This is a genomic window from Ralstonia sp. GX3-BWBA (assembly GCF_003290055.1).
Classification (GTDB): domain Bacteria; phylum Pseudomonadota; class Gammaproteobacteria; order Burkholderiales; family Burkholderiaceae; genus Ralstonia; species Ralstonia holmesii.
Genome location: NZ_QMKS01000019.1, coordinates 89,862 through 113,174, shown reverse-complemented (window position 1 = coordinate 113,174; position 23,313 = coordinate 89,862). Strand labels below are relative to the sequence as shown.

General features: G+C 64.0%; 20 protein-coding genes. 6 read left to right on the top strand and 14 right to left on the bottom strand.

Annotated features, from left to right (window positions below; genetic code table 11):
- Window positions 1–25 precede the first annotated feature (25 nt).
- The gene (locus DOD19_RS17835) at window positions 26–1,054 is read right to left on the bottom strand and encodes a MerR family transcriptional regulator (RefSeq protein WP_024977915.1); all 1,029 of its coding nucleotides are present in this window, start codon (window positions 1,052–1,054) and stop codon (window positions 26–28) included.
- 257 nt (window positions 1,055–1,311) lie between these two features.
- Here DOD19_RS17835 and DOD19_RS17830 point away from each other — a divergent pair, with 257 nt between their 5' ends.
- Window positions 1,312–3,096 carry a phosphodiesterase gene (locus tag DOD19_RS17830; RefSeq protein ID WP_204360075.1) on the top strand — a complete coding sequence of 595 codons (1,785 nt, stop codon included), beginning with the start codon at window positions 1,312–1,314 and terminating at the stop codon, window positions 3,094–3,096.
- Between the two features lie 16 nt (window positions 3,097–3,112).
- Here DOD19_RS17830 and DOD19_RS17825 read toward each other — a convergent pair whose 3' ends face one another.
- Window positions 3,113–3,865 carry an autoinducer binding domain-containing protein gene (locus DOD19_RS17825; RefSeq protein WP_112186925.1) on the bottom strand — a complete coding sequence of 251 codons (753 nt, stop codon included), beginning with the start codon at window positions 3,863–3,865 and terminating at the stop codon, window positions 3,113–3,115.
- A 942-nt stretch (window positions 3,866–4,807) separates the two neighbouring features.
- On the opposite strand from DOD19_RS17825, the gene DOD19_RS17820 reads away from it, so the two are divergent.
- The 3 genes from DOD19_RS17820 to DOD19_RS17810 all read left to right on the top strand — a co-directional run bounded on the left by DOD19_RS17820 (window position 4,808) and on the right by DOD19_RS17810 (window position 9,113).
- Window positions 4,808–6,226 (top strand): discoidin domain-containing protein, encoded by a 1,419-nt coding sequence (locus DOD19_RS17820; protein ID WP_112186923.1) that lies wholly within the window; start codon window positions 4,808–4,810, stop codon window positions 6,224–6,226.
- Window positions 6,227–6,407: 181 nt separating this feature from the next.
- On the top strand, window positions 6,408–8,072 hold the full coding sequence (locus DOD19_RS17815) for an alkaline phosphatase D family protein (RefSeq protein ID WP_112186922.1): 1,665 nt from the start codon (window positions 6,408–6,410) through the stop codon (window positions 8,070–8,072).
- 27 nt (window positions 8,073–8,099) lie between these two features.
- The gene (locus DOD19_RS17810; protein ID WP_112186920.1) at window positions 8,100–9,113 is read left to right on the top strand and encodes a 2-dehydropantoate 2-reductase; all 1,014 of its coding nucleotides are present in this window, start codon (window positions 8,100–8,102) and stop codon (window positions 9,111–9,113) included.
- Here the strand turns inward: DOD19_RS17810 and DOD19_RS17805 are convergent.
- The 8 genes from DOD19_RS17805 to DOD19_RS17770 form a co-directional block, all read right to left on the bottom strand.
- Window positions 9,110–9,802 carry a Crp/Fnr family transcriptional regulator gene (locus DOD19_RS17805; RefSeq protein WP_112186918.1) on the bottom strand — a complete coding sequence of 231 codons (693 nt, stop codon included), beginning with the start codon at window positions 9,800–9,802 and terminating at the stop codon, window positions 9,110–9,112. The genes DOD19_RS17810 and DOD19_RS17805 overlap by 4 nt on opposite strands.
- A gap of 17 nt (window positions 9,803–9,819) precedes the next feature.
- A complete protein-coding gene (locus DOD19_RS17800; protein WP_024977922.1) occupies window positions 9,820–10,191 on the bottom strand; it encodes a 2OG-Fe(II) oxygenase in 372 nt (123 codons plus the stop codon).
- Window positions 10,192–10,235: 44 nt separating this feature from the next.
- Window positions 10,236–10,499 carry a DUF2164 domain-containing protein gene (locus DOD19_RS17795; RefSeq protein WP_024977923.1) on the bottom strand — a complete coding sequence of 88 codons (264 nt, stop codon included), beginning with the start codon at window positions 10,497–10,499 and terminating at the stop codon, window positions 10,236–10,238.
- A 33-nt stretch (window positions 10,500–10,532) separates the two neighbouring features.
- The gene (treA, locus tag DOD19_RS17790) at window positions 10,533–12,146 is read right to left on the bottom strand and encodes an alpha,alpha-trehalase TreA (RefSeq protein ID WP_204360074.1); all 1,614 of its coding nucleotides are present in this window, start codon (window positions 12,144–12,146) and stop codon (window positions 10,533–10,535) included.
- Window positions 12,147–12,352: 206 nt separating this feature from the next.
- Window positions 12,353–12,913, bottom strand: a complete 561-nt coding sequence (locus DOD19_RS17785; RefSeq protein WP_024977925.1) for a dihydrofolate reductase family protein — start codon at window positions 12,911–12,913, stop codon at window positions 12,353–12,355.
- Window positions 12,914–12,981: 68 nt separating this feature from the next.
- Window positions 12,982–14,154 carry a GGDEF domain-containing protein gene (locus DOD19_RS17780; RefSeq protein WP_112186916.1) on the bottom strand — a complete coding sequence of 391 codons (1,173 nt, stop codon included), beginning with the start codon at window positions 14,152–14,154 and terminating at the stop codon, window positions 12,982–12,984.
- Between the two features lie 165 nt (window positions 14,155–14,319).
- Complete coding sequence (locus DOD19_RS17775; protein WP_024977927.1) at window positions 14,320–14,646, bottom strand: hypothetical protein; 327 nt, start codon at window positions 14,644–14,646, stop codon at window positions 14,320–14,322.
- A 72-nt stretch (window positions 14,647–14,718) separates the two neighbouring features.
- A complete protein-coding gene (locus DOD19_RS17770) occupies window positions 14,719–15,069 on the bottom strand; it encodes a hypothetical protein (RefSeq protein WP_024977928.1) in 351 nt (116 codons plus the stop codon).
- A gap of 160 nt (window positions 15,070–15,229) precedes the next feature.
- Between DOD19_RS17770 and DOD19_RS17765 the strand changes: the two genes are divergently transcribed.
- On the top strand, window positions 15,230–15,856 hold the full coding sequence (locus DOD19_RS17765; protein WP_112187225.1) for a chorismate mutase: 627 nt from the start codon (window positions 15,230–15,232) through the stop codon (window positions 15,854–15,856).
- 68 nt (window positions 15,857–15,924) lie between these two features.
- On the opposite strand, the gene DOD19_RS17760 is transcribed toward DOD19_RS17765, so the two are convergent.
- Window positions 15,925–18,084 carry an Ig-like domain-containing protein gene (locus DOD19_RS17760; protein ID WP_239498030.1) on the bottom strand — a complete coding sequence of 720 codons (2,160 nt, stop codon included), beginning with the start codon at window positions 18,082–18,084 and terminating at the stop codon, window positions 15,925–15,927.
- Window positions 18,085–18,130: 46 nt separating this feature from the next.
- Window positions 18,131–19,624 (bottom strand): glycosyl hydrolase family 28 protein, encoded by a 1,494-nt coding sequence (locus DOD19_RS17755; RefSeq protein WP_162634382.1) that lies wholly within the window; start codon window positions 19,622–19,624, stop codon window positions 18,131–18,133.
- On the opposite strand from DOD19_RS17755, the gene DOD19_RS27530 reads away from it, so the two are divergent.
- Window positions 19,608–20,078 carry a hypothetical protein gene (locus DOD19_RS27530; protein WP_162634381.1) on the top strand — a complete coding sequence of 157 codons (471 nt, stop codon included), beginning with the start codon at window positions 19,608–19,610 and terminating at the stop codon, window positions 20,076–20,078. The genes DOD19_RS17755 and DOD19_RS27530 overlap by 17 nt on opposite strands.
- Window positions 20,079–20,366: 288 nt before the next feature.
- On the opposite strand, the gene DOD19_RS17745 is transcribed toward DOD19_RS27530, so the two are convergent.
- Together DOD19_RS17745 and DOD19_RS17740 are read right to left on the bottom strand one after the other, a co-directional pair.
- Window positions 20,367–21,848, bottom strand: a complete 1,482-nt coding sequence (locus DOD19_RS17745) for a DegQ family serine endoprotease (RefSeq protein WP_024977932.1) — start codon at window positions 21,846–21,848, stop codon at window positions 20,367–20,369.
- Window positions 21,849–21,995: 147 nt separating this feature from the next.
- Entirely contained in the window at window positions 21,996–23,312 is a 1,317-nt protein-coding gene (locus tag DOD19_RS17740; RefSeq protein WP_024977933.1) for an ATP-binding protein, read from the bottom strand.
- Window position 23,313 lies beyond the last annotated feature (1 nt).

Sequence of the window (23,313 nt, the reverse complement as noted above, 5' to 3'; positions counted from 1 at the left end):
GAACCCGCCGTCTGTAGCGCCGCCGCTATGCCGCCTTCATCAGCCCTTCCATCGCCTCGCGCACATAGGCGATCAGATCCGGACCCATCCACGGGCTGGCGGAAAGCTCCGGCTCCCGCTCCATTGCAAGGCGCACCTTGGCCTGCGTTTGCGGATCATCCCCGGCATATGAGCGGAACAGCTCGATCCAATGCCGCGCAAGCTCCTGCATGGCCGGCGCATGCGGTGGCGTGCCCTTGGCCAGATGCTGCCGCACCTCGGCAATCAACGTCGGCCACTCGTTAGCGCGCTTGCCAAAGTTTGCGCGCATGAACTCCAGCTCTTGCGCCGACAGATACTTCGCATAGATCGCCAGCTTGGTTTCGTTCGCCGCCTCCATGATGAAGTCGAGCATTTCCAGGCTGATGCCGGTGCGCTGCTGCAACGCCGGCTCGTTGATGTGCATCGTGTGCAGCTTCGCCGTGAGAACCGGGTCCAGTGCCGCGTCCTGCGCGAGCAGTGCCATCCATTGCTTTGCAAGGGCCTGTGCGTCGCTGCTGCGTGAGGGCACCTGGCGCGTCATCGCATCCTGCACGGTCGATACCAATGCCGCCCACCGTTCATGACGGGCCGTATCGGCGTCCATGCGTTCGGCGCGGGCACGCTCTTCCTGCGAAAGATAGTTGTCGTACATGGTCATCCATTCCAAGGTTGTGAGCCACTCGGTCAATTCGGGCTCCTCCTTGCGCACGAGCTGGCCGTGCAGCCGCGACAGCCGATCGCGCAGCACGCTGGTTTGCGTGATCTGCTGATCGAGCATCGCAATCTGCCGTTCCACGATCGTGGTCAGGGGAATGTCCGGATTGGCCAGGAAAGCCCCGACATCGGCCAGCGACATGCCGAAGCGCCGCAAGGCCTGGATCTGGTGCAGACGGGCGACGTCAGCCTTGTCGTACAGCCGGTAGCCGCTGTCGGAGCGGGCCGAAGGCGTGAGCAGGCCGATGGTGTCGTAGTGATGCAGCATGCGCACCGAGAGGCCGCAGCGTTTGGCGAGATCGCCCACTTTCAACAACATCGTGGCTCCTGTCTTCTGGCTTGGATGTAGGCTAGGACCTCACACAGTGTGAGGGTCAAGCGCGGCGTGAATGGGATCGAAATGGACAGCGCCCGATGAAGACGCAGGCGTATCGAGCATACTGAACCACGCCCCTCTGTGGTGGGGACAATGTCCCGCGAACCCGCGCCGCTGCGTGCGTCACAAAAAATTCATTCAACTCTGTGTTCAGCGGGTCGTTTAGCGGAATGTCCGATCTTGCGTCTACCGCCAACGTCATGACTTTCTCACCGCTTCCCCTGCCTGCGGGCATTGCGCCCGAGATGCTGCGCACGGTGTTCCAACCGATCTTCCGCTTGTCGACCACCGAGGTGCTCGGCTACGAAGCCCTGCTGCGCGGGCCGGTGGGTTCGGCCATGGAGTCGCCCGCAGCGCTGTTTGCCGCAGCGTCGGACACAGCCGGCACGATTGCCCTGGAGACCACCGCTGCGCGTTTGGCCATCGCCAATTTCTCGGCGATGCGGTTGCCGGGCAAGCTGTTCCTGAACTTCAGCGCGCAGGGCGTACGCCAGTTACTGGAAGACCATGCCCGCCTGCTGCATGCCATTGCCGACCACGACCTGCACCCCTCGCGCATCGTCATCGAACTGACCGAGCAAACGCCGATCGATGATCTGGCCAGCTTTGCCGAGGCACTGTCGGTGGCACGCGACTTTGGCCTGCAATGCGCGCTTGACGATTTCGGCACCGGCAATGCCAACCTGAACCTGCTGATCGAACTGACGCCAGACTTCATCAAGCTCGACAAATATTTCCTGCGTGACATTGCCAAGCACCCGGCCAAGCTGGACATGGCACGCACGCTGCAACAGACACTCAAGGGCAGCGCCACCAGCATCATTGCCGAAGGGCTGGAGACCGAAGACGAACTGGGCGTGGTGCGCGATCTGGGCATCCGCTTTGGGCAAGGTTTCTTCCTCGCACGCCCACAGGACAAGCCCGCGAGCGACATGTCGAGCCACGCGGCGCGCGTGCTGCAGTCTTCGCAGATTGCGGTGTTTCCTCAGGCTGTGCGCGTGGGCTGGCGCGCCATCACGGCCAGCAAGCTGCTGCGCGTGGCACCCACCGTGCCCCTGCGCAGCAGCAACGACGACGTACTGCACCTGTTCAACCGCCACCCCGATCTGCACGCCGTGGCGCTGCTCGATGAAGACGAGCGGCCGCTCGCGCTCGTCGCGCGCCGAGCCTTTATCGACCGCTATGCGATGCCATATCACCGCGAGCTGTACGGCAAAAAGCCGGCGTTGGCGTTTGCCAACCGGCAGCCGGTGCTGGTGGAAAAATCCGCTTCGCTCGAAGACATGTCCGCGCTGCTGATGAGCGAAGACCAACGCTACCTGACCGACGGTTTCATCATCACCGAGCATGGCCGCTACCTGGGCCTGGGCACCGGTGAAGAGCTGGTGCGCACCGTGACGGAAATCCGCATCGAGGCCGCACGCTACGCCAACCCGCTCACATTCCTGCCGGGCAACATTCCGTTGAATCTGCACATTGAACGTTTGCTGGAGGCGCGCGCAGAGTTCTATGCCTGCTATGTCGACCTCAACCACTTCAAGCCCTTCAACGACCAATACGGCTACTGGCAAGGCGACGAGATGCTGAAGATGGCCGCCGCCGTGCTGGCCACTGCCTGCGAGCCCACGCGCGACTTTCTCGGCCACGTGGGCGGCGACGATTTCCTGATCCTGTTTCAGAGTGCCGACTGGCAGGCGCGCATCACGCAGGCCATGGCGGCGTTCAACGCCAACGCGCTCGCCATGTATACGCCGGCAGACCGCTCTGCGGGCGGCATCCACGCCGAAGACCGCAAAGGGCTGCCAGCCTTCTTCCGCTTTGTGACGATGGCGGTGGGCGCGCTGCACGTGTACCCTGGTGCCGCGCGCAGCAGCGACGACATCGGCACTGCCGCCGCACTCGCCAAGCGGCGTGCCAAGCAAAGTGACGATGGGTTTTACCTTGAAGCCATGCGCCCCGCCCGGGTCGTGCGGGCCACGGCCTGATACCTCTAAAACTGCGCTACAGCGTTGCCGGAATCAGCCCGAGCAGCGCGGCCTTCACCACGGCATGCGTCTTGTTGGCAGCATTGAGCTTGGTGATGGCGTTGCGGATGTGAAAGTTCACGTTGCGCTCGGTCATCTCCAGGATGGCCGCGACTTCGGCCGCCGTCTTGCCTTCGGCCGTCCAGTGCAGTGTCCGGCGTTCAACCTCTTTCAGGCGCGTGGCGGCATCGGGCAAGACCTTTTCTGCCATCAGCGTGCTGATGCTGTCGTGCGCGCGCTGGCTCAGCCAGATCATTTCGGGCTCGCGGGCGGCCAGTTCATCTTCGGTGATAGGCGTGGCGCTGCGGACCAGGCTGAAGGTGCCGAAGATGCCGGTGTGATCCCGAATGGTGTGCGACCACCCGTGGTTGAGCCCGTGCCGGCGCGCGTCCATCCAGAACGGTGCGTCTGCCGTGGCGATGTCGGACCACAGCATTGGCTTGACGCAGCGCTGCCCAAATTGCAGCACCGGGTCGATGGCCAAGTAGCCGCGCACCCGGTAGTGCTCGCGCCAGTGCTCCGGGTAGGTACTCCAGCAGATGGTGTTGAAGCGCGTGATCGGAATGGCTGCACGCAGGGCGTAGGCGCAATAGTCGAAACCCAGTAGAGCCACCGCCTGTTGCAGGCAACGGATGACCGCATCGGCATCGCGCAGGGCGTTCAACTCGCGCAGCAATTCCGCACGCCAGGATGTTGCGCAGCCGTGCGGCAATTGGTTGTGAACGCCCATCCCATTAGCCCCCAGAACACACGCTAAATCGCCATGCCCGGCCCATTCCCGCCAACTGGCTTTCCTCATTTCAAAACGGGCGGAAAGCGTGATCAGCCTTGCGTTTTGCTGAGGGCAATCGTTGGCGTGCTGGAACTATACATAATCCAAAACGAATTGCGCGCACAGGCATAGCCTATGCAATTAGTAGGTTTTCTCGAATATTGGAATAGTGCAATACAGTGATAAATGAATGGATAGTCAAACGGCTTTGCGCAAAAACACGCCCATTATTTAAATCAGATCTTTATGCGCGAGATGTCCGCAATCGCCATTGCAATCTGTCTACCTGATCGGCCCTTCTTACAAAGTCCGGGGAGGCGGAATTCGTATCGTCCGTTTCCACCATTGCTCGCGGTTCCTGCCTAGGTGCGTCTCCGTACGCATCGTCGCGTTGCGGTGCAGAAAACGCCGCAAAGCGTGCGCCGGCGCCACATTGCAGTGGTGCGAAAGCGCGACACCCAGCAAGGACCACACCGCCGCCCCGCGACGAAACGCCGCAGTAAAAATAACAATATCGACGTTGCACGTGCAGATTGACCGACGTTCGGAAAAATTGACGTGTCAGATTTACACACGCGTGTGGCGATTCGCTACCACGGCAGCGAATTAGGGCAAGAAGGGCTTTCTTATTGGGGTTTCACAGTGTCAGCGAAACCCTTACAGTCTGGTCCGCGACTCGCCCTCTCGATGTAGTCGAGACCCCGACAAGAAACACGACGGTACGAAGCAACAGGGTTTTTGGCGCGTCTTCATCCTCGTCACTCCCCCGGTTTGTGGCGCTTTTTCAAATCCGGATTTCCCGGAATTGGCGGAGCTTTGCCCAAATTCAAAAAAGTGACGCGGACTTAATGCGGCGGTTGTCCCGCCCCACTGACCCATTTGCATAGGAAGTCCCGTTTCATGCGCTCCACTCTGATTTCTCTTGGCCTTGTCGCCACCGCTGCCCTCGGTCTGTTCTCTGCCGGTGCCCAGGCCAACTGCGTTGCCAATCCGCCCACGCAATCCAACACGACCTTCCCTGCCAGCCTGACCGGCAAGCTCGCGTATCACAGCTACGTCAGCTACGGCGACGGCACCAGTCAGCTCTTCATCTACGATTTTTCGGCACGCACGCTGCAGCAGGTGTCGAAGGCGGCCTGGGGCATCCAGGACCCGATGAATGCGGTGTTCAGCCCCGACGGCAAGTGGATCGCCTTCATGGGCATCACCAACAACGCGTGGAACGTGTTCTTCTGGCAAGTCGGTTCGACCAGCATGCCGATCAACCTGACCAACAGCACCGGCCAGACGCGTAATGAAGACCCGAAGTTCAGCGCCGACGGCAAATCGCTGTTCTTCAAGCAGAACGGCGATGTCATGCAGGCCGCGCTGTCGTACACCAGCTCGGGCCCCGTCTTCACTTCCACTGTGAATCTGACGCGCACGGCACCGACGCTGGAAAACTCGATGCCGTTTGCCACGCCGGACGGCACGGCCGTCTACTACACCACGGGCACAGGTTCGGGCATGGGCCTGTACAAACAGACCGTGGGCAGCACCACCAAGGTGGCGTTCGACACGCCGGCGGGCCTGGCGACGTACTACCCGATCGTGCGCGCCGACGGCACCGTCTTCTATGCCCGCTGGTACGACGCTACCAGCCAGGCCGACCAGATCTACACCAAGGTCAACCCGAGCGACACACCCAACCAGCTCACACTCAACGACTGCAACAGCAACAACTCCGACCCGTCGCCCGTGAACGGCACGAACTACGTGTTCTTCTCGTCGACGAGCGCGGGCGGCTACCAGCTCTACCTGGGCGATGCGAGCAACGGCCAGCGCTGGAGCCTGTCGCAGTTTGGTGTGAACTCGGACACGACCAAGGCGAAGCTCGGCTCGAACTACTACCCGGGCACGCCGACGGCCGCCGCACAGGCTGTCACCCTGCTCTCGCAGGGCAAGCCGGCCAGCGCGTCCACCAGCTACAGCGCAAGCTTCGGCCCCGCCTACGCGTTTGACGGCAACACCACCAGCACGCGCTGGGATTCAGTGGAAGGCGTTGCCGGCGCGCAATGGTTGATGGTGGATCTGGGCTCGACCCGCACCATCACCGGCGTCGACCTGTACTGGGACGCCGGCGCCAAGGTGTACTACATCCAAACCTCGAATGACGGCGTGACCTGGACGAACATCTACTCGACGTCGAGCGGTGCTTCGTGGGGCCACACAGCGCTGGCCAACCTCAAGGGCAGCGGCCGCTATGTGCGCATGTACGGCACGCAGCGCGCCACGCAATGGGGTTACTCGCTGGACGAGATGCAGGTGTGGGGCTACTAAGCAGCAGCACCGGCATCATCTGACATGACAAACGCCCCGGTGGCTTCGGCCCCCGGGGTGTTTGTCATTGGTGCGATGGGCGCGCCGCATTGGGGCCTACCCCTAAATTGTCAAAAGCTGAACATTCAGCCTGTGCAGGGCTCGGCACGATGGCGTCTCCGCTCCACGCCAGAGGATCACGATGCCCTCCCGCACACCCCCGAACACCCCTGCGCACGGCATGAGCCGGCGCGATTTTCTGACGCTCGGCACCGCCGCTGCCAGCCTTGGCGCACTGGGCGTGAGCCTGCCGGAAGGCGCGCAAGCCGCCGCGCATGCCGCCGACGCCAACTGGCATGCCGGCCAGCTCACGCATCTGATTCCGGCGGCGAGCCACGACCGCTTTCTCATCAAGGCATCGTTCCAGGCACCGCTTGCGCGTGCGCCGTGGCTGATGGTCAACGGCAAGCGCGTCGCCGGGGAGCAGACCGATGCCGCCGGCCGCTTCTGGCGCTTCGATGCACGGGGCCTGCAGCCCGCGACGCAATACACGCTGCGCATTGTCGATGCGGCCGGCAAGCCGCTGGCCGACGCATGGCCGCTGCGGACTTTTCCCGCACCCGATGCCGCCCCCGCGCGCCTGCGCATCCTGGCCTACACCTGCGCCGGCGGTTATGACGGCCCGCCGGTAGCCGGCAAGACCGCATGGCTGGACATGACCGCCCGCCGTCGCCTGCTCGCACGCGGCATGTCGTTCGCGCCCGACACCGTCATCGCCAATGGCGACCACATCTACTGGGATCTGCAGACCTCGCAGAACAAGCCGTTCGCACGCCAGGTGCGCGAACTGATGTGGGCAAAATTTGGCGGCGCGCTCGACACATCGGTGCCAATGTCGCACCCGAAGAACGAAGCCATCTTCACGCGCGTGTGCGATTACCAGATCAGCGGCCTGTACGGCACCACGCTGCGCTCCACGCCGGCGTATTTCCTGACCGACGACCACGACACCTTCGAGAACGACGAGTTCGACGACAAGGTCGCCACACTGCCGCCGGAGCCGTACGGTCTGGTGGGCGCTGAGCTCACGCAACATCGCTACTACCCCGAGTTCCTGCCCGACGCGAACCGCCCCGTGTGGCTGCCCGGCGGTGACAAGGCCGGCATGCCCACCGACACCAACAGCGCCTTCGGCACGCTGCGCTACGGCGCGCTGCTCGAAGCCGTGCTGTACGACTGCCGGCGCTTTCTCGACAACAAGGGCATCCACGCACGCGTGGTGCCGCAATGGGTGGAGGACTGGCTCGTAGCCCGCACGCGCGCCGAAGACACCGCGCATTTCTTCCATGTGCCGTCGCTACCGTTTGCGTATTCGTCGGGCAAGCTGGGCGATTGGTATCCGGACCTGCTCGACAGGAAGACCGGCCGCCTCGTCGCCAACCAGCCCAAGCCCGGTTGGCAGGCCGGTTGGCACTCGCAGCACCAGCGCCTGGTGGCAGCGCTTGCCGAGCAGAAACAACGTGCGGCCGTGATCGTGCAGGGCGACTTCCATGCATCGGCGGCCGGGTCCATGTCGCGCTCGGGCGATCTGACATTCGCGCATCCGGTGCATACGGTCATGACCGGCACGCTCGGCACCGGCGACCTCGCCTTCCCTTCGGCATTCCGCAGCATCGAAACCACACCCGCACTGTCCGTCGCCATGCAGGAGGCGCTGCGCCCGACGGAGAAAAATGGCTTTACCATCATCGACGTGACGCCCGAGAAGATGACTTTCTCGCTGTTCATGTGGCGCCCGCCCGAACCAGTGGAAGCCATCGATACACTGCAGCCGGCGCTGGTGTACGAGGTACCGCGGCTGGCGTGACAAGTCAGCGCAACAACAGGGAGACGCATGGCGCAAATCTGCATCGTGGGGGCCGGCTCGATCGGCTGCTATCTGGGTGGCCGTCTGCTGGCAGCCGGTGCCGATGTTTCGCTGGTCGGCCGCGCGCGCATCGGCAACGCACTGCGTGAGCACGGCCTCACCTTGACGGACTACCGCAACGGCCGCTGGCAGGTACCGGCGGCTGAGGTGCGCTACGCGACCGATCCCGGCGCGGCCGCCGATGCCGATCTCGTGCTCGTCACGGTCAAATCTGCAGCCACGCAGTCCGTGGCCGATGAGCTGAAGCCCCTGCTGCGCGCGGGCGCCATCGTCATCAGCTTCCAGAACGGTCTTGGCAACGCCGACGTGCTGCGGGCCACCCTGCCGCAGCACACCGTGCTGGCCGGCATGGTGCCCTTCAATGTGATGCAGCCTGGCCCCGGCGCCTTCCACCAAGGCACGGGCGGTGAGCTGGAAGTGGCAGCGTCACCCTTGCTGCAGCCGTTTCTCGGTGATTTCCTCCGCGCGGGTCTGGCGCTCACGGAACGGACCGACATGACAGCCGTGCAGTGGGCCAAGCTGCTGCTCAACCTGAACAACGCCATCAACGCACTGGCCAACCAGCCACTGAAAGAAGAGCTGTCGCAGCGTGCATATCGGCGCTGCCTCGCGCTGGCGCAAATGGAGGCGCTGCGGCTGCTGTCGCGCGCGGGCATCCAGCCCGCCAAGCTGACGCCCATACCGCCCACGTGGATTCCACGCCTGCTCGCCACACCCGATGCAGTGTTTGCGCGGCTGGGCGGCAAGATGCTCGCCATAGACCCGCTCGCGCGTTCATCCATGTCCGACGACCTTGCCGCCGGACGCACGACCGAAGTCGACTGGATCAACGGCGAAGTTGTGCGCCTGGCGGAGCGCCTGGGGCAACGCGCCCCCGTAAACGCGCAGCTGTGTGCGATGGTGCATGCCGCCGAATCTGCTGCCACGCGCCCAAGCTGGTCAGGCAGTGATCTGCTGGCGGCCTTGCGGGCTGCGGGTTAGTCGGCGCCGGCCTCGCTCGCGTCCAGCAACAACGTCATGTCCTGAATCTCGATGTGGCCATAGCGCAGGCGGATCGCGCCGAGTTTGACCAGCGCCTGCAGCTCCTTGCTGAGCGTCTGCCGGCTGATGCCCAACATCATCGCCAGCGCGTCTTGCGAGGTGGAGATGCTCGCGCGGCCTTCTGCCGATTGCGACACATCGCCGTGTGCCAGTGAAGCAATACGCCGCGCCACACGCGCCCGCGTACCGTGCAGCGCCGCACTCGCCAGTGAGCCATACGCCAGACGCAAGCGCGTCGCCACCAGCCGCGCAATCGCTCCGGCAAATGCGGCATCGCGCATCAATGCTTCAAAGCGCTCCACGCTCACAGCCAGCACTTCCGATGCTTCCAGCGCGATTGCGCAATGGCCGCGCGGTTGTTGATCAAGCGTCGACACCCCGCCAAACCAGTTGCCAGGTTCCACCAACGTGAGGATGGCCTCATCTCCGTCAGCGTTGAAGATGGAAAGTTTGAGCGCGCCGCTGGCCACGCCAAAGAACGCGTGCGAACCGGCGTCCATCGGATCGCCCTGGCGAAAGAGAAATGCGCCGGCTGCGATGTGCAGGGGCACCGCAGCTTCGAGCAGCGCATTGGCCACGTGCGGTGGCAGGCTCTGGAACCAGGGGTTGGCGGCAAATGCGTGCGTCACGATTCTGTTCCCACCCCTCAAGCCCGCCGCCCTAGCACCCATCCGACCGACAGCACATACCGGCTGCCACCCACCACGCGCGTCACGCTGTGCTCGCACGCATCGGGGCGGAAAAGCTTGATGCGCCGCGTCTGGAAGATCGGGCTGGCACAGACGAACTCGCCGCCCGCCCTCGGTGACTTCAGCACGATGTTCAGCCGATAGTGCCGGCCGTTCGTTACGGGGTCGGTATGCGGCGGAATTTCTGAACCGTCCGGATAGCGGATCAGGTAGCTATCAAACGGGATGGGCCACAGCGCGGTGGCCAGCAGCATCTTGTCGTAGCCGGTGCCCTGGCGTCCGCGCTGCCAGCGGAAGGCTGTGCTGAAGAATGCGCGCAAGGAAGACATGGAAGCGGAGCAGCCCGATGGAATCCGGGCATGGTAGCCGGGAACTATCGGCGCTTGTCGAATTTCTTCCAGTACCCGAACGGCTCCTGATGGCACTCGTAGTCCAGCTCGGCCACACGCGTGTGCAGGCGTTCCTGCGCCTCCTGCACGGCAAGGTTGTAGACCACCGGGCCGATCTCTTCCAGAAAGAAACTCAGCAGCGCACCGGCCTGAATGTTGCCGATGCGCTCTTCCATGTGCTCGGTGAAGTAACGCTGGATGGATTGCACGGCCTCTTCGCGGACGTCGCGGTCAAGTTCGATGGGCATGCGAGGGGCTCAGTGGCGGATGGAACCGCCAGCTTACTGCCCGCGGCCATACGCATCCAGCAGCTTGAGCGTGACACCGTTGGTCCAGCCGAAGCCGTCCTGCAACGGGTATTCCCCTCCGCCACCGCCCGTGCCCGTTCCATCGACGATGTATTTCTCGACGAGCTTCTGCTGGCTGGCGTAGAGCTGCTCGACGCTGCCGAGAAAACGCTCGCCGATTGCCTGCGCGAGTGGCTGCCAGCCGTATCGCTGCGCACCGCGCAGCGCGATCCATTGCAGCGGCGCCCAGCCGTTGGGCGCATCCCACTGCTGGCCTGTCTTGAAGGTGGTGGTGGACAGCCCGCCCACCTGCAGCAGCGCCTGCTGCGTCCACTGCAACGTCTTCCACGCGCGGTCTGGCCGTGCGGCGCCCACAAACAGCGGATACGTCATCGCAGCAGACTTGTTGTCGCGAATGCGGCCGAGCTGCCAGTCGTAGTCTGCGTAGTAGCCGGCGGGGTGCCACAGGTAGCGCTCGATGGCGACGGCACGTTTTCCGGCGCGCACTGAATACTCGACCGTGCATGCAAAATCGCGCGCCGCTGTGCAGCCGCGAGCGATGGTCTTCTCCAGTTGGAACATCAGGCTGTTCAAATCCACCGGCACGATCGACGTGGTGCGAATGGTGCCCAGCGTGGCGTTGTCGCCGAACCAGCGCGAGCTGAAATCCCAGCCGCTTTCGGCCGCTGCGCGCAGGTCGCGCCAGACTTCGTTGGCGGGGCGTGCGGGTGTTTGCTGCGCGGTGGTCATGTCTTGCAGATAGGACTCGGGGCGCGGGGTGTCCTGGTCGTCCCAGTAACGGTTGAGGACAACGCCGTCGCGCATGACGACGACGTTGTTGCTCGCCTGCCCGACGGGCGTGGTGGTGGCGCCGCGCATCCAGTACGCATACTCCTTGCGCAGTTGCGGCAGGTAGCGCTTGAGCGCCGCGTCGCCCTCCTGCTGAGCGGCCAGCTCGACCATCAACGCAAAGAACGGCGGCTGCGAGCGGCTGAGGTAATACGTGCGATTTCCGTTGGGAATGTGGCCGAACTGATCAATGGCATAGGCGAAATTGTCTAGCATGTTATCGACCAGGTCTTCGCGGCCAGCCTCCTGCAGACCCAGCATGGTGAAGTAGGTATCCCAGTAATAGCCCTCGCGAAAACGGCCGCCGGGCACGACGTACGGCTTGGGCAGAGGAATGAGCGAGCTGTTGTCAGGCGCGGTGGTCGTCGTGCGCGTGAGCGCCGGCCAGAGCCAGTCGATGTGTGCGCGCAAGGTCTGCCCTGCAGGCGGTGTCACGGGCGTATCCACCGGTGGCGTGAAGTACTGATCGACAAACGCCTTGAGCGAGAAACCCGGCACGTTCTTCTGTGCCTGGTAGGCCTGCAGGATGACGGCCGGTGCGGCTTTGGGCACGGCATCGACAAACGTCTTCTGATCCGGATACACCTGCGCGGTCTGCACGGCCACGAACAAGTCGCCGTAGAGCTTGTCGGGCGACGGCGGCAGCGCGGCACCCACGCCCACATCGGCCAATGCGGACGACGCCGCCAAACCGAACGCCAGCCATGCAGCAACATTGGCCGCGCGGCACCGGATCAAAAAGTGAGCCTGTCGATGCATCGTCATCTCCTGCCTGGTGGACGGAAAGCCAGTCCAGAAAAGGAGACGCGGACAGCGTTGTCAAATCGACAGGTTTTGCGCAAAACAGCACCATGCCGAAGCGCCAGAAATGGCGCCATATCGGGCGCTGCGGGCAAGCAACTTGCTGATGCGCAGCGATGCTTGGCCCGCCCGTCGGGCCCGTCGGGCCTACGCTGGAACCTGCTCTACCCGCGCACGACCTCGTAGCGCATCTCCACGAAGGTGTTCTTGTAGGGCACTGCGGAAGTGAGCTTGAGCGCGGGCTGCACGATGCGGCGTGGCAACAGCGGCAGTCCGGAGCCCAGGGTGACAGGCATCACCTGCACGATGAGTTCATCAAGCAGCCCTGCATCGAGAAACTTGCCGGCGAGTTCACCACCACCAACGATCCAGAGATTGCGTCCGCCGGCTGCCGCGAGCATGTCGCGGTGCACGGGCGCCACATCACCACGCACGAAGCGGATGTCTGCACCTTGCACCGCCGGCAGCGTGCGCGATGTGAAGACCCACGCGGGCTGCACGTAAGGCCATGGCTGGGCTTGCCCCGCCGGGCCGGGCTTGGTCAGTTCGCGCAGCAGCCATTCGTAGGTGGACGCACCCATCGCCAGCGCGCCGACGTCGCGAATGAAGCCGTCGTAGCTCGTGCCTTCCAGCGAGCCAAACTGCATCAGCCAATCGAGCGAGTGATCCGTCGTGGCGATGAAGCCGTCCAGGGTGGTAGCGGCGTAGTACTGCGTCTTCGACATGGCGGGCTCCCGTTGAAATTTAGGAGCGAGATGTTACGCCGCACGAATTGCCATTGCCTTGCGCAGCGCTACGCCACCGTAACGACGTTGCCAGCATCGGCAGCGCAAATCCGGTTGCGCCCCTGATGCTTGGCGTCGTACAGCGCGCGGTCTGCGCGTGCGCTCAGCCGGTCGAACGATTCGCCGGGTTGCCACGCCGCCACGCCACCGCTGATGCTGTAGCGGCACGGCTGCGCACCAGCCATGACAACTTGCGCGGCGGCAGCTTTGCGCAAGCGGTCTGCGAGATGCATGGCGTTGCCGCTGTCAGTGTCAGGCAGCAGCAGCGCAAACTCTTCGCCACCGATGCGCCCGAGCACGTCGGTCGGCCGCAGTTGCACATGCGCCATCTGCACGAACGCGCGCAGCACCGCATCGCCGGCAGCATGACCGAGGCTGTCGTTGATGCGCTTGAAGTGATCCAGATCGAGAATCAGCAATGCGAGCGGCTTGGCGTGTCGCTGCACACGGCCGACATGGCGGCGCGCCAGCGCCTCAAAGCCCTGGCGCGACAGCGCACCGGTCAGGAAATCGCGGTTGGCCGCATCGCGCGCGTCGGCCAGCAGCGCGTCATGCACCATCAGCATGGCCGACATCGACAGGATGGGCATGATCGCCGCCGCCACCACGAGCAGCAGCACGCTGCCGGCGCTGGCAAACATGCTCGGGCTGGAAGCCGCATCCAGCGTCAGGAAATAGACACCGCGTACGAGCTGACAAACGCCGAACACGAAAGCAATGATGGCCGTTACCCGATACGGATAGGTCGGTCGACCGGCGGGCGAATGGCGCACCAACATCCACACCAGTGCAGTGCAGAATGCGGCGGAAAACAGCGTCGTCGAAAACACCCGCATGGGGATACTGTCGACAGCGTAGCGCCAGTAGATGACCGCCACCCCCACCGCCGTCACACCTGCCAGCAGGACTGGCCACTGCGGCCGGCGGCCGAGAAAACGCGCGCAGCCCGCGTAGTAGGCAGCGCCACCGAGCGCCAACAGAATATTCGCCACAACAACCGAGAGGCTGTCGGGAATCTTCCCGCGCAGCAGGATCAATGGCAACGCCAGCACCACAGCCAGATTGGCACCAAACCATTCGGCAATGCCGGCCTTGCCAGCGCGCAGCAACGAGCCTAGCAGCCCCAGGAGCACAAAGCTCATCAGCGCCGACGTGGCAATGGCGACGCCTGGATCCAGCATGAGCACTCCCGCAAGTCTTCTGTGGCGGGGATTCTACGAAAAGCGGCGCATTGCGGACATCACCGGGTGGTGGGGCACAACCTGGGCCGAAAGCCGCAAATCAACGCAGCCGGTGGCTTCCATCGTGTGATGACAACCCTTGCATGAAGGAACCGCCGCGCAAGGTCAGGCCTTCGGCCCGAGATCGTCTACGGCATGTCCGCCGGCGGGCTGCAACGCAGCTTCGGCGGCGTCCACCTGTGCGGGCTCGGCGTCGATGGTCAGCAGAAAGCGCCCGCCGATCACGACATTCTGGAATTTGCGTTCGTAGGTCTCGGCGTTTTCGCCGCCGGGCTCGTAGTCGCCACAGAGGAAGTTGCCGCACAAGGCACCTGCCTCGTCGCCCTGGTGCGACAGCGCGACGCGCTCCAGCGTGAGGCCGGTGTTGAGCACGGCTTGGCGGGCTGCCTCAGCAGCAGCATGGTCTGTGAAGATGCGGACGATGGTTGGCATGGGGTTCTCCTCGTCGTGGTGAACCCAAAGTTGACGCATCGGCCGTGCCCAGCGGCACGCCGGGCGGGTGGCTCAGAACAGCGCCATCTGCCGCATCCCAAACCCGATCGCCTCTTCCACCCGCATGCGCGCGTGCGTGAGCGACCCCTCGATGCCCGAGAGCGTGCCGGCCAGCCAGCGGTAAAGCAGCGGCGCCTGACCGCGCGGACTCAGGTGGATTTCACCGAGCTTCTTGCCGCGCTTGTCACGGTAGTAGTGGGAGCGGTAGCCGCGTTCCCAATGCGTGATCGGGCCGCGCCATCGGCGCAAGCGGCGGGGTTTGGTGGGGGACGTTTCGGCTGGTGATGCCGACGCTGGTTCCTCCCAGCCGAAAGCGGGTTTGGCAAACAGCGGCAAACCTTCCAGATCGGGGTAGAAATCCATCGTCGTATGCTCAGCTAGCCGCGCCGCCGCAGGCTTTGCAGACAAACACGGCGCGCAGCCCGCATGATACCTGGGTTTATGGCAGACAGCACGTGCAAACGGCCTAACGGCGGGCATCGGAACAACGTTGCGCACGTCGTCCGATCAGCGCTTCGGTATGATGGCCGCTCCCAGTTTCATGACACGCGGCAATCGACCGGTACCTAGCATGAAGAACGCCCTTAACACGTTGATGACACCCCGAATCGCCTGCACCCTGTTGTTGGCGGCAAGCTTCGCCACCCAGGCCAACGCCCAGGAAGGCGCATTCGCGCCGCTACTCCGCCATCTGGCCGATCGGCTGGTCACCGCTGACCAGGTTGCGCTGAGCAAATGGGACAGCGGCCAGTCGGTCTACGACCCGGCGCGCGAGGACAAGGTCATCGCCAATGCCTCGGCGCAGGCGCCCGCCTACGGCTTGGCGGCGGCAGACGTGAGCAACGTCTTCACAGACCAGATCGAGGCGAACAAGGAGGTGCAATACGCCCTGCTGAACGACTGGCGCCGGGCCGGGGCTGCGCCCACCGCGCAACGGCAGAGCCTGCCGGATGTGATCCGCCCCAAGCTGGACGGGCTACAGAAATCCATCCTGCAAGCACTGCGCGACGCTGCCCCCGCACGCGGCCAGGCGGATTGCCCGGTGCAGGTAGCAAACGACATCGGCCGTGTCGTGCATGAGAAATCGCTCGACACCCTGCATCGGATTGCACTGGACCGTGCAACGGCAAGGCTCTGCAGCCCCCGCTGATCCCATGAAAAAACGGCGCGGTCCTGAAAGGGCACGCGCCGCAGCATCCGTCACGCTTGTTAGGGAAATCAGGGCGTGGGCGTCCAGCTCGCGCCGTTGCCATCCTTGAAGCTGGCGAACACCTTGGCGGTGGTGTTGAGCCCGCTCAAATCAATGGCGCTGGTGGCATATTGGGTATCGCGACCCGACATGCTCAACGCATTGCCGGCCGCGTCCATGCTCAGCCATTCACGCCACCCTGCGGTGGCGGTTGGTGTTCCGGGGTACGGTGCCATGGCGCCGTTGGTGTTCGGATCTTCCCAGCCGCCGCTTGCGATGTGTGTGCCCATCTTCGTGCTGATGTACGCAGCTGTGTCGCAATACAGTTGAGCATTGCCGAAACTGCCGGTGCCCGTGTATTGCTGGGTGCAGTAGCTGTTCGCGGCCTGGGTGGCACCGGTCAGGGATCGTGCGAGATAGGTGGTCCCCGCAGGCACCGTGGCATCCGCGGTCAACGCGCTGTTGAGCACCACGAAGCCCGGGTAACCCGTGGCCGCACGGGCCTGGATGATGGCGTTGGCGCTATAGCTGCCGCCCGAGCCTGCAATCGGGTCAAACGTCGTATGCAGCTCGCTCTGCTCGAACAGTGCCGCATAGGGCGAGCCCCAGATGAAGTCGACGTTTCCCGCAATGTAGGACTTGTAGTACCAGACCCAGCCCTTGGTCTGGATCGTATCCTGCGCGCTCAGGAAGTTCATGAAACTTGCCACCATGCGGCTGGCGGTCAGGGTTGAGGTGTTGTAGTAAAGCGCCTCGGCCTGGTTGTTGAAGTTCGACTGTCTGACGTGCGAGTTCTGCAACGTGAAGTTGGTGAGCTTGAGCAGGTCGGAGCCCTCCACCAGAAGGACAGATCTTCCGCCTCCCAGGGCGCGCCGGGTGCCGCTGCCTTCCGTCGTGAGCGTTGTGGCCGGTGCTGTCTTGCTGCCGCCGGTGCCCGGGTTGTAAGACTCCGAGTTGTCCTGGTAGACGATGGTGCCCGCCTGGCTCTGGCCCGAGATCGTCAGGTTATTCACGTTGCGCAGGAACAGCTGCTCGTTGTAGCTGCCATCCTGGATCGTGATCGTCTTGCTGGCAGACGCGTTCGCGCTGCTGTTACGCATGATCCAGTCGAGCGCACCCTGTACGGTGCGGAAGTCCGCCGTGCCGGTGCTGGCGACGGTCACGGCCGTCTGGGATGCCGGGGCGGCCTTGGTCGTGAAGGTCCACGCCGTAGGCGAGGTGATGCCCGCAAAGGGGGTACCGTTCATCTTGCCGGCCAGTACACCGTTGTCGATCGTGACGTAGTACTTGGTGCCGTTGCTGAGCATGTTGTCGTGCAGGCGGATGGTGGCCGTGTTGCCGGAAATCGTGACCGGCGTGTAGTACACATACCGCCACTGGGTCAGCCCGGTGTTGTTGCCCAGCGTGTCGATCTCGGTGTTGGCGGCCGGCATGTAGGTCTGCGTTTCGCCGCCGGCGGTGACCGGCGCTCCGCTGATATCGATCTGGTCGACCTGCACGCCCGTCGTGGCATTGAAGACCTTGACCAAGCCGGTTGCGCCCAAGGTGGGTGTGGCGTCAAAGCTGAGTTGCAGCCGTGTGTCGACATAGGCGGCGGTTTCTCCATTGGCGGGAACCAACCCGACCGCGTTCGTCGAGCCTGACGACGAACCACCGGAAGACCCCGATCCGCTGGAAGCCGCCGCGACAGTCACTGACGTACTGCAACTGCCCTGAGCCGCGCAGCCCGACACCCCTTCGCCGGACGTCGAGACAGAACTGGTGAGGCTACCGGCGGCTGTGGCCGTAGCCGTCAGGGTGACGGTCGCGGCGGCTCCGGCTGCGAGCCCCGCAGGAATCGTGCACGTGAGCGTGCTGACCGCCGGGCCGCATGTTGCACCCTGCGCGTTCACCGCGATACCGCCGACGTTGCCGGGCACGGTGGCCACCAGCGAAACGGTATCCCCGGTAGCGCCGCTTCCATTGTTCACGGCGGTGATCGTCCAGATCACACGATCGCCAACGGCGGCGCTCGTCTGGCTGGCGGTCTCGGACACATTCACAGAAGCGAGGTTGGCCGTTGCAGCCGAGCCGCCGCTTCCGCCGGTGGTGCTGCTGGCAGTGTCGGTGCCACTATCTCCGCCGCAGCCCGCCAACAGCAGTGCTGGCAGGGCTGCAACCACAACTGCGTGCTGGAACATTCTTGTCATTGTTGTCTCCTCTTCTTCTTTTGGTATGAGCGTGACGCAGTTGCGCTCAGTGAATCGACATCGGCGCATTCACTGCGGGGAAGTCCACGAACGCGCTCGTGCAGTCATAGGGCGCCGGCGTTGCCGTCCGGTTATCGAAGATATGGACGTGGTTGATGTCCTGGCCCGCGAGCAGCAGGCTGGCAAACGACACCGGCCCCGAACCCATCGTCAACTCCGCATAGGACGGCACGGGATTCGTCAGCTTGGTCGTTGCCCAACCCGGCAGAGAATCAAAGACCACGTTGTCGAAGACGACGTTGTAGAGATAGTTGAACTGGCTCTGCGACTGGTAGCCGCGCAGCAACAAGGCCGCGTTGGCGCCGTCATAGACGGAGCCGGCCACATCCAGGTAGCGGAAATTGCGCACCGTGATGTCGTGAAGGTTCGGGTAGAGCGCCTTGGCCGAGCCCGAAGCGTCGCCGTAGTACGGGTCCATCACGATCGGCTGTTGCAGACGCCGTGCGCACACACCGTCAACCGTCACATTCTTGACTTCACCGCCACGGCTATCGTCGGTCTTGATGCGAAAGCCGCTGGTGGCGCCCATGTCGAAGCCGTCGATGGTCAGGTCGCGGATCGTGATGCCGTTCATGCCGCTGTCTGTTTCGCTGCCGAGCGACATGCCATGCGTGAAATAGAAGCGGTTGTGCAGGATCTGCACGTTGGAAACGGGGCCCGTGGTGCTGGCGTGCGACTTGATGGCGATGCCGTCGTCGCCATTGCTGATGTGGTTGAACGCGATGAGCACGTTCTGCGATTGGCCCGGGTCGATGCCGTCTGTGTTTTTGGCGGTGGCAGGCGTAAAGCAGGTGCTGGGCGTGGTGGTATTGGGCGAACCTGAGACGACCGGCATCGTGTTGGCTGCGCATTGGTAGCCTGCCACGGAGTATTCGAGCGAGGGCGTCAGGATCTTGGTGCCCCAGGCGGTCACGCCGCTGACGCCGCTCGTGACAACGTGGAACTTCGGCGCGTTCTGCAACGTAATTCGATAGAGGCTGAAGTTGCTGCCGCCATTCACCTGGATCAGGCGCGGGTTGTTCTGGCTGGCGTTGCTCATGGTTTTGGTCAGCGCGCCGACATCCCACCACGTGAGCTTGTTGGCATACAGGCCGGAGGTGAGCACCTCGCCGCCGCGGCCGTCGATCACGCCGTCGCCGACCACACCGTTGCCATTGGGCGTCGTGGTGATGAGCGCGTTGCAGCCGTTGTCGCTGCTGGCGGTTTCGCCGCAATTGTTCTTGCCGCTGATCTGGTAGTCAGACGGCTTACGCGAGGCGAACAGCGTCACCCCCCCATCGACCCACAGCGTGACGGACCCCGTCAAGACGATCGGGCCACTGAGGAATGCGTTTTGGCCTTGGCTTCCCTTGACGAGCTTCACTGCCTGCCCGGCAGGACAACCGTTGATGGCCGCCTGAATGTTGGCGGTGTCGGGCTCAGAGTTGGCCGGCGGCGCATCCACCGACGCGTCGAGCAGCCCCTTGCTGTTCTTGGTCAAGCTCGCGCTCAAGGTCGCACACACCGTAGTGGGTAGCGACGGCTCCTTGCCCTGCACGGCTGGATCAGAAAGCGCCGTGGCCGGCCAGAGCGCAGTGGAAGTTGTCGTAGATGTACCGGTGCCGACTCCAGGGCCGGTTCCAGGGCTGGTCGCGACACCACCACCGCTGCTGGCGATGTCGCTGCTGCTGCCATCACCGCCCCCGCAGCCGGTCAACGCAAGGCTGACAGATAGGCAGATCAGGCCGATGCAGGCACGCGTTGTCCGCATCGCTCTTGAATGGGTCATCGTGTTGTTCTCCTCGTTTTCTTCGTATGGGTGTGAATTCAGCGCGCGTGCTACCCGCTCGCAGGCGGACCAGCACGCGTTTGGCGAAGGCGGGCGCACGTGGGAATACGAGCGCCGAATGGGCGGATCAGCACGCGCCGGTATTGCGCTGCAACGTGCGTCGTGAACGCGCGAAAAGCGTATGGGCGCGAGTTGGCGCCCACCGCCGGTGGCGGGGGTATTGCATGCGTCTCCTCTCTGCTTTCTTGTATTGGCGTCTACCGGAGGACTGCATCCTTGCGAGCAGGCATGTCCCCGGTCAGCCAGTTTCTGATATATCAAAATCTATTAATTGATATATTAGAAGTCAAGGCAGGGTTTTCCCGGCAGAGCCGTAGGGCCGGCAAGACGGGAACAAAAAAAAGCCGGCCCCAGGGGACCGGCTATGCGAGGAGAGGCAGCGCCGAGATTTACGTCAACCCAGATCCACAGGCACGAAGATCTTCGTATCGTCACGCTGTACGAGCAGGGCGACATGCTTGCCGGCGCGATCCACCAGCGTGCGCAACTCCTGCACCGACGACACCGGTGTGCCGTTCAGCGACAGGATCACGTCGCCGGGTTGGATGCCAACCTTGGCCGCCGGGCCGGTCACGTCCATCACCACCAGGCCGCCAGGCAGGCCGTTCTGGCGCTTCTCTTCCGGCTGCAGCGGTCGCACCGCCAGGCCCAGGCGGCCTTGGTCCGGCGCGGCCTTTTCACTGGACGCCACCTTGGCATCCTTGGCGGCACCGACGGTCACAGTCAGTGTGGTCGGCTTGCCCTGGCGGATGATCTGCAGCGGCACGGTGGAGCCCGGCTTGATGTCGGCCACCTGCTCGGGCAGATCGCCCGACCGGTCGATCCGTGCGCCGCCAATCTGCAGGATCACGTCGCCAGGTTGCAGGCCGGCCTTGGCTGCGGGGCCGCCGTCTTCCACCGAGTTGACCAATGCGCCTTCGGGCTTGGGCAGCTTGAAGGAATCGGCCAGCGACTGGTCGACCTCCTGCACCGCAATGCCCAGGCGGCCGCGCGTGACCTTGCCCGTCGACACAAGCTGCTGCTCCACCTTCATCGCCACATCAATCGGCACGGCAAACGACAAGCCCTGGTAGCCACCGGTCTGGCTGTAGATCTGCGAATTGATACCGATCACCTCGCCGCGCTGGTTGAACAGCGGGCCGCCCGAGTTGCCGGGGTTCACGGCCACATCGGTCTGGATGAACGGCACATAGGTATCGTCCGGCAGCGAGCGCGACTTGGCGCTCACGATGCCCGCCGTGACGGTGTTCTCGAAACCGTACGGCGAACCGATGGCCAGCACGGGCTCACCCACCTTGGTATTGGCTGGGCTGCCAATCTGCACGATCGGCAGGTTCTTGGCGGAGATGCGCAGCACTGCCACGTCGGATTGCTTGTCGACGCCGAGCACCTTGGCCTTGAACTCGCGGCGGTCCGTCAGCTTGACGTTGACCTCCTGCGCGCCATCCACCACGTGGGCGTTGGTCAGGATCAGGCCATCGGCCGAGACGATGAAGCCGGAGCCCAGACCGCGCACGATCTGGTCGCCGCGCTGCTGCGGCATCTGCGGCATGAACCGCTTGAAGAATTCGGAGAACGGATCATCCGGGCTCATGCCGGGCGGCAAGCCCTGCATGCTGGTGCGCTGCGCGTGCGCGGTGGTGCTGATGTTGACCACCGCCGGGCCGTAGCGATCGACGATGCCTGAGAAGTCCATTGGCGCCGCCACAGCCACCGGAGCTGCACCGGGAGCAGGCGCGGTTGTTGCCGTCGCAGTGGCCACGGGCGCCGCCACCGCACGCGAAATCATGTCTTTCTGCAGATAGGCATAGCCGCCTGCAACGGCGACCACTGCGGCCAGGCCAGCCGCACTGCGTGCCAGGGTTTGACGCGTCATTGTCGTGTCCTCTCTTGCTTAGCACGAGGGTCACGGCCTGCGGAGTCGCCTGTCGTGCCCATCGGTTGAAGGCATCGTAGGCGGGCAGACTTAAACGAGACTTAAAGGTGCAAGGCGCACGCGCACATCACACGAAACAAAATGTTTCTACGCATTGGCCTTGAATGGAAAGCGCAGCACCACGCGCAAGCCGCCCCCCTCGCGCGCTTCCAGCGCCAGGGTTGCGTCGTGCGCCTGGGCGATCTCGCGCACGATGGCGAGGCCGAGGCCGCTACCGCCCGTGGGTGCCTGAGCAGGCCGATAAAAGCGATCGAGCACGCGTTCGCGTTCCTCCGCAGGGATGCCAGGGCCGTTGTCTTCCACCACCAGCTGCGCGCCACCGTCGGGCGTGTGTTCGGTTGATACATCGACGCGCGCACCGCGCGGGCAGTAGTTCAGCGCGTTGTCGACAAGGTTGACCAGCAGCACGCGCAGCGCATCAGCATTGCCGATGACTGATGCCGGCTGCGACTCCACCGCGACCCCCAAATCAATGCCCTTGTGCACTGCCGCCGGTGACAACTCGGCGACCACGTCGGCCGCCACGGCGTCCAGCGCAACGGATGCGCGTTGCGTATCGGCCGCGCCCGGCTCCTGCCGCGCGAGCGTCAGCAACTGGCCAACGAGACGGATCATGCGTTCCACACCGCGATGCAGATCGGCATGCGCGGCGCGGCGTTCGTCTTCGTTCTCAGCGCGGTCGGCCACCTGCAACTGCAGCTTGAGGGCGGCCAGCGGCGTACGCAGCGCGTGTGCGGCATCGGCAACGAACGCGCGCTGGTGCGCAAGTGCGGTGCCGAGCCGCGCAAGCAGATCGTTCAATGCTTGTGTCAGCGGGCGGATCTCGTCAGGCAAACCCTGCGTGGGCAACGGCGACAGCGCTGCCGCATCGCGCGCCTGCACCTGCTTGGCCACCGAGCCCAGCGGCGCCAGCCCACGCCCGACCGCCAGCCACACGATCCATCCCAGCAGCGGCAGCAGGATCAGCAACGGTGCGACCGTACGCAGCGCCATGCGCGCCGCCACCTCGTGCCGCGCGCTATATGGCTGCGCGATCTGCACCACGGCGGGCCCAAACGCGACGCTGTAGATGCGCCACGGGCCCTCCGGCGTGTTCGCGTCGGAAAAGCCGAGCTCCGCCTGGTCCGGCAGATCGGGCCGCGCGTGCGAGAGATACAGGCTGCGGCCAGTGCCGTCCCAGATGCGGATCACGACGTCATCGTCACGCGCAATGCCGGCGAGCGCCGGCGGCGGCGGGTCGATCCACTGGCTCGGCAGCGCAGCGGCCACCTGCTGCATCTGGTAGTCGAACAGCGCGTTGGCTTCCTGGCGCGCCTGCGCGTAGATCAGTCCGGTGGCGATGACGATGCCCGCCAGCAGGCCGCCGGCCAGCCACCACAGCAGAGTTTTACGGATCGATTGCATG

Coding starts and splice junctions, on each gene's coding strand:
- DOD19_RS17740 (WP_024977933.1), bottom strand. CDS start 23,312: ATGCAATCGATCCGTAAAACTCTGCTGTGGTGGCTGGCCGGCGGCCTG.
- DOD19_RS17780 (WP_112186916.1), bottom strand. CDS start 14,154: ATGCTGGATCCAGGCGTCGCCATTGCCACGTCGGCGCTGATGAGCTTT.
- DOD19_RS17770 (WP_024977928.1), bottom strand. CDS start 15,069: ATGGATTTCTACCCCGATCTGGAAGGTTTGCCGCTGTTTGCCAAACCC.
- DOD19_RS17835 (WP_024977915.1), bottom strand. CDS start 1,054: ATGTTGTTGAAAGTGGGCGATCTCGCCAAACGCTGCGGCCTCTCGGTG.
- DOD19_RS17795 (WP_024977923.1), bottom strand. CDS start 10,499: ATGCCCATCGAACTTGACCGCGACGTCCGCGAAGAGGCCGTGCAATCC.
- DOD19_RS17810 (WP_112186920.1), top strand. CDS start 8,100: ATGGCGCAAATCTGCATCGTGGGGGCCGGCTCGATCGGCTGCTATCTG.
- treA (WP_204360074.1), bottom strand. CDS start 12,146: ATGCATCGACAGGCTCACTTTTTGATCCGGTGCCGCGCGGCCAATGTT.
- DOD19_RS17800 (WP_024977922.1), bottom strand. CDS start 10,191: ATGTCTTCCTTGCGCGCATTCTTCAGCACAGCCTTCCGCTGGCAGCGC.
- DOD19_RS17815 (WP_112186922.1), top strand. CDS start 6,408: ATGCCCTCCCGCACACCCCCGAACACCCCTGCGCACGGCATGAGCCGG.
- DOD19_RS17785 (WP_024977925.1), bottom strand. CDS start 12,913: ATGTCGAAGACGCAGTACTACGCCGCTACCACCCTGGACGGCTTCATC.
- DOD19_RS17760 (WP_239498030.1), bottom strand. CDS start 18,084: ATGACAAGAATGTTCCAGCACGCAGTTGTGGTTGCAGCCCTGCCAGCA.
- DOD19_RS17765 (WP_112187225.1), top strand. CDS start 15,230: ATGGCCGCTCCCAGTTTCATGACACGCGGCAATCGACCGGTACCTAGC.
- DOD19_RS17745 (WP_024977932.1), bottom strand. CDS start 21,848: ATGACGCGTCAAACCCTGGCACGCAGTGCGGCTGGCCTGGCCGCAGTG.
- DOD19_RS17820 (WP_112186923.1), top strand. CDS start 4,808: ATGCGCTCCACTCTGATTTCTCTTGGCCTTGTCGCCACCGCTGCCCTC.
- DOD19_RS17825 (WP_112186925.1), bottom strand. CDS start 3,865: ATGGGCGTTCACAACCAATTGCCGCACGGCTGCGCAACATCCTGGCGT.
- DOD19_RS17775 (WP_024977927.1), bottom strand. CDS start 14,646: ATGCCAACCATCGTCCGCATCTTCACAGACCATGCTGCTGCTGAGGCA.
- DOD19_RS17830 (WP_204360075.1), top strand. CDS start 1,312: ATGACTTTCTCACCGCTTCCCCTGCCTGCGGGCATTGCGCCCGAGATG.